Below are 4147 nucleotides of genomic sequence, written 5' to 3' on the forward strand. Positions count from 1 at the left end.
TGGTGTAAATCCAAAAGCCATGGTTTCAACCCCACATCTCATATGAGCGATCTCGTATACGTGAATAGTAGAACACCGAAAATCGGCACTTTCTTCCCGAGGGCACTACTCTATTTCTATGCAGATTATTCTCTCGGCGCCACTGGCTGCTTCATCTGCCTTTACAGCCCTCATTTGGTGGTTGGTGCCACTGGCAGGCGTTGTTGGCGCGCTGGGCTATGTTCTCTGGATAGCTCGATTTAAGAATAAATTTGAGAAAGGAACATCGCGCTCAGTAAATCAATTTGAGCGCTTTCAGAACTCGTTCCGCAATGATGATTTATCGAAATAAGACCCTTCGCTTCTCGCGAACACCTTCGCTACTGCGCTACAGCGCTTTAGCCTTGACGCTTATCGCACTCGTAGCCCCAATGAACTTTGTGCTGATTACTCCAGGACCTGCAACGGACTTATTTCCAAAGGTTTTACAGGTAGAACAATCTGACTCAGTAAAGGTCTATCCAGTTCATGGCCAGCTCAATCTCCTCACAATCTATGTCACCAATCCTGAGAGCTATGTATTCGGAGCAGAAGTGCTTGGATGTTGGATGTGGGGCGATTGCGTAGTCCTTCCTCGATCAGTGATGTATAAAGACGGCGCGACTGATAAAGCCGAGAAGAAGACCGGATCAAAGGAAATGGTTCAATCTCAGAATCTTGCACTCGCTGCAGCACGTGCGGCAGTCTCTAGAAAATTTCCAGCTATTAATATTTCGAAAGTAAAAGAGAGTTCAGTCAAAATCACTTTGGAAAACACAGGAGGGCCAAGTGGTGGTCTCATCTTCACACTCGGCCTCATTGATTTACTGACTCCAACAGATTTACTTCAAGGGCGAACAATTGCAGGAACTGGAACAATTTCTGCAGATGGAAAGGTAGGGGCGATTGGGGGAGTCACTGAGAAAATTATCGGGGCCAAGAAAGCCGGGGCCTCACTTCTCTTTGTCTCACAGGAAAATTGCGACCAGCTTCCGACCACGGTCGACGGAATATCTGTCATCGCAATCAACAATGTTGACCAAGCAATTGACTATTTGCTGAAGCCAAATTCAGGCGGTAAACCGGCGGGAAAGGATTTAAATTCTGCAAGAATTCAGGGTTGCGCTAGCGTAGGAGCATGAATCGCAATCGCACGCCGCTAGCCATCACAATCGGAATTCTTGTCGCCCTTGGAGCAATCTTTATCTCCCTGAGCGGTTTCTATATTGACTGGCTCTGGTTTAAATCAGTCGACTTCACATCGGTCTGGAGCAAGGTTCTAACTACCAAGGTAGAGCTCTTCCTGATTGCGGGATTAATTAGCTCGATCGTAATCTCCCTCAATATCTATCTCGCATACAAGCGTCGCCCGTTCTATGTTCCAACTTCAATTGAACTCAATGGCGTCGAAAGAATCCGAGCCCAAATCGAGCCAATTATTCGCTGGGTATTCCTTGGACTCTTTGTTGCAATCACTTACTTCGCTGGAACATCTGCGACTTTATATTGGAAAGAGTGGCTGCTCTTTAGGAATGCAACGCCTTTCGGAGTTAAAGATCCGCAATTCAATCTCGATATTTCTTTCTTCGCATTTAAGTTACCTCTCTACCAGGCAATTATTTCGTGGGCAATCTCTGCTCTAGTTCTCGCCGCTCTCGCTTCGATTTTCGTTCATTACATGTATGGAGGAATCCGGACTGTAGGTCAGGGTGATCGCACAACTGTAGCTGCGCGTGTTCAGCTCTCAATTCTCTTCGGGTTAATTGTTGTCATGAAGGCTATTGCCTATTGGTTCGACCGTTATGCGCTAGCTCTCAAACAGAACAAGTTGATTACCGGTGCGACATATACAGATGTCAACGCAACACTTCCTGCGAAGGCAATCCTTGCGGGAATCGCAGTTATCTGCGCACTTCTCTTCTTTGCCAACGTCATTCGAAAGTCATGGCTTCTTCCAGCAGCTGGAACAGCGCTGATGGTTGTTTCATCGGTGCTGATTGCAGGCATCTACCCTGGCGCTGTTCAGCAGTTCCAGGTAAAGCCATCAGAATCATCGAAGGAAGCCCCTTATATTCAGCGCAATATCGATGCCACTCGTGCTGCTTATGGACTTACAGATGTCGATATGCAGGAATATGACGCGGCGGTTGCGCCGAATGCGGGTCAGCTCGCAGGCGATGCTGCAACGATTAACAACATCCGTTTGATGGATCCCAATGTACTTTCAGCGACATTCCGCCAGTTGCAGCAGATTAAGCCATATTACGGATTCACCGAATCCCTCGATATCGATCGCTACAACTTCAACGGCACAACTCGTGATGCAGTCGTTGCTGTCCGAGAGCTCAACATTGACGGCAATCCAAGCCGTAACTGGATTAACGATCACTTGGTCTACACACACGGATTCGGTTTTGTTGCAGCCTATGGCAACACCGTTGATGCTGATGGAAAGCCAAACTTTATTGTCGGCGATCTTCCACCAACAGGTGGGCTTGGAAAGTTCGAACCTCGAATTTACTTTGGAGAAAATTCTCCTGAGTACTCCATCATCGGTGGCAAGTCAGCGCAATCAAAGGCATCACCAGTTGAGTTTGACTATCCCGACGATAGCTCTGCAAGTGGACAGAAAAATTACACTTACAGTGGCACTGGAGGAGTTCCAGTTGGTGGGCTGCTCAACAAGGCTGTCTTTGCAGTGAAGTATGGCGAGCAGCGAATCTTGCTCTCAAGTTTGATCAATAAAGACTCAAAGATTCTGTATAACCGCAATCCACGTGATCGCGTCGCAAAGGTTGCGCCGTGGTTGACTCTCGATGGGGATCCATACCCAGCTGTTGTGAATGGAAAGATTCTTTGGATTGTCGATGGTTACACAACCAGTGCTGGATACCCATATTCAGAGGGAACTTCCCTCTCTGATGCCACAACAGATGCGCTTACTCGTAACTCTGCATCGATTACGGCTCAGGGTAACCAGCGCGTTAATTACATCCGCAACTCAGTAAAAGCAACAGTTGATGCTTATAACGGCACTGTGACTTTGTACCAGTGGGATGAGAAGGATCCAGTTTTGAAGAGTTGGATGAAGTCATTCCCAAAGACTGTTCAGCCAAAGAGCGCTATCTCAACGGAGCTCTTTGATCACCTGCGTTACCCAGAAGATCTCTTCCGCGTACAGCGTGACATTCTCGCGTCGTACCACGTCAAGAGTGCAGCTGCCTTCTACGGTGGTCAAGACTTCTGGCGCGTACCTAGCGATCCATCTTCATTTGGAAATAACAGTGGGGCACAGCCTCCGTATTACCTCACATTGAAGTTACCTAATGCAAAGGCGCCGGCTTTCTCATTGACAACGCCATTCGTTCCAAAGGGAACTCGTGAGAACCTGACAGCATTTGCAACAGTTAACTCAAAGCCAGGACCTGACTACGGAAAAATAACTGTCCTTCAACTTCCACGAAGCACTGCTATCTCAGGACCATCACAGATTGCATCAAACTTCGAAGCAAAGCCAGAAGTTGCAAATACCTTGTCACTTCTTCGCCAAGGTGGATCTGATGTGGTGCTTGGAAACTTGCTCACACTTCCTGTCGGTGGTGGACTGCTCTATGTTCAGCCTGTCTATGTGAAGGCGACATCAAATGCATCCGCATATCCACTGTTGCAGAAGGTGCTTGTCTCCTTTGGTGATGTGATTGGTTTTGATAGCTCACTAAAGGGAGCGCTCGATCAAGTCTTTGGTGGAAACTCTGGTTCATCAACGTCAACGTCACCATCGACAACTGCGTCGAATAGTTCATCTGATCTCGCTTCGGCTCTTGCATCTGCAAAGCAAGCGATTGCTGATGGTCAAGCCGCACTTGCAAAGGGAGATTTCGCTGCATATGGCCGCGCACAAGATCGCTTGAAGTCTGCGATTGCGGCTGCGATTGCGGCACAAGCTCGAGCAAAGTAAGGCGAAAACATTCACCGATTTGGTGAAGTAAGCGCAGTTCACCTAGAATTGCGCTTACCGACGCGGGGTGGAGCAGCTCGGTAGCTCGCTGGGCTCATAACCCAGAGGTCGTAGGTTCAAATCCTGCCCCCGCTACCAATGTAGTTAAGGTAAATGGCCGTTCAAAGAGAA

General features: G+C 48.0%; 3 protein-coding genes and 1 tRNA gene. All 4 read left to right on the top strand.

Annotated features, from left to right (window positions below; all coding sequences use genetic code 11):
* Nucleotides 1-118: 118 nt before the first annotated feature.
* The 4 genes from ACKOVI_RS03295 to ACKOVI_RS03310 all read left to right on the top strand — a co-directional run bounded on the left by ACKOVI_RS03295 (nt 119) and on the right by ACKOVI_RS03310 (nt 4114).
* Entirely contained in the window at nt 119-331 is a 213-nt protein-coding gene (locus ACKOVI_RS03295; RefSeq protein ID WP_509602606.1) for a hypothetical protein, read from the top strand.
* Nucleotides 332-383: 52 nt separating this feature from the next.
* Entirely contained in the window at nt 384-1160 is a 777-nt protein-coding gene (locus ACKOVI_RS03300; protein WP_509602607.1) for a S16 family serine protease, read from the top strand.
* Nucleotides 1157-3976 carry a UPF0182 family membrane protein gene (locus ACKOVI_RS03305; RefSeq protein WP_509602608.1) on the top strand — a complete coding sequence of 940 codons (2820 nt, stop codon included), beginning with the start codon at nt 1157-1159 and terminating at the stop codon, nt 3974-3976. The genes ACKOVI_RS03300 and ACKOVI_RS03305 overlap by 4 nt, the downstream gene beginning before the upstream one ends.
* 61 nt (nt 3977-4037) lie before the next feature.
* A tRNA-Met gene (locus tag ACKOVI_RS03310) sits at nt 4038-4114 on the top strand.
* The last annotated feature ends 33 nt before the right edge of the window (nt 4115-4147 follow it).

The organism is Candidatus Planktophila sp., assembly GCF_046070465.1.
In the GTDB taxonomy this organism is placed as follows: domain Bacteria; phylum Actinomycetota; class Actinomycetes; order Nanopelagicales; family Nanopelagicaceae; genus Planktophila.

Bases quoted from the DNA above. Each gene is read 5' to 3' on its own strand.
- ACKOVI_RS03295 (WP_509602606.1), top strand. From the start codon at position 119: ATGCAGATTATTCTCTCGGCGCCACTGGCTGCTTCATCTGCCTTTACA.
- ACKOVI_RS03305 (WP_509602608.1), top strand. From the start codon at position 1,157: ATGAATCGCAATCGCACGCCGCTAGCCATCACAATCGGAATTCTTGTC.